The sequence below is a fragment of the Actinoplanes sp. NPDC051633 genome (assembly GCF_040681735.1).
GTDB lineage: Bacteria > Actinomycetota > Actinomycetes > Mycobacteriales > Micromonosporaceae > Actinoplanes.
In genome coordinates, this window is sequence record NZ_JBFAZH010001793.1 from 1 (window position 1) to 1,100 (window position 1,100).

The window sequence follows — 1,100 nt, forward strand, 5'->3', positions numbered from 1 at the left end:
GGCGGCAGCACGTCGAACGACGAGTAGAGCAGGCTGCCGTCGTCGTCGATGGTGGCCGACCCGTACACGATCTCCTGCCGCCCGTCCGCGTCCACGTCGGCCGCGCTGAGCGAATGGAAACCCTGCGTCGTGATGGTGGCGAAGGAGGGGTCGGTGCCGTCGCGCCCGTGCGGGGCGTCGTTGAACGGGTTGGTCATCGGTGTCCAGCCGCTGTCGACGTACCAGTCCTCGACGAGCCGGCGTCCGTTCCAGCGGTAGGCGACCATCGTCGAGCGCGTGTAGTAGCCGCGGGCGAACACCGCAGACGGGTGCCGGCCGTCGAGATACGCCACCCCGGCCAGGAAGCGGTCGACCCGATTGCCCGGCTCGATCCGCGCCATCGCGTAGTCGCCCCACATCAGGCCGTCGTCGTGCCGGCCGGGCCGGTAGCGGACGGTCTGCAGCTCGCGGCCGGTCGCGCCCTCGAAGACGGTCAGGTATTCCGGCCCGTCGACGATGAATCCGGCGAAGGCGCGCAGGTTGTTGCGCGCGCTCCGCGCCGGCGCGTACACGTCCATGAAGTAGTCGGTGAGGGCTTCGGCGTCGGTCCGGCTGAGCGGATACGGGTACGTGGGCGCGCGCCCCAGCGCCTCCTCGACGGTCGCCGGCCACCGGCCCGCCACCACCTCGGGATGCCGGTGCCAGCCGAGGAACATCTCCACGACGTGCCGGTAGTAGTCCGCCGCGCTCATCCGGTAGTCGTCGGTGTGCGAGTACCCGGCGCGGACGTCCTCCCGCGGCATCGTCACGTACCGGTCGTGCCCGCCGCGGGTGACCTTCGTGCCGGGCGCGGTCTTCATCATGATCTCGGCCCGGCCGTCGCCGTCGAAGTCGTAGACGAGGAACTGCGTGTAGTGCGCGCCGGCGCGGATGTTCACCCCGAGGTCGACCCGGTACCGCAGCCGGCCGTCCAGCTCGTACGTGTCGACGTAGACGTTGCCGGTGTACCCGACCTGCGAGACGTCCTTGGAGTTGGACGGGTCCCACTTGACCACGTACTCGTAGCGCCCGTCGCCGTCCACGTCCCCGACGCTCATGTCGCTTGCCGAGTACGTGTAGGC

Annotated in this window: 1 pseudogene; it reads right to left on the reverse strand. The window is 70.0% G+C overall.

The features are described 5' to 3' along the window. A pseudogene (locus AB0M20_RS45225) lies at positions 1 to 1,076 on the reverse strand (hypothetical protein); the annotation flags it as partial. Between the last annotated feature and the right edge of the window lie 24 nt (positions 1,077 to 1,100).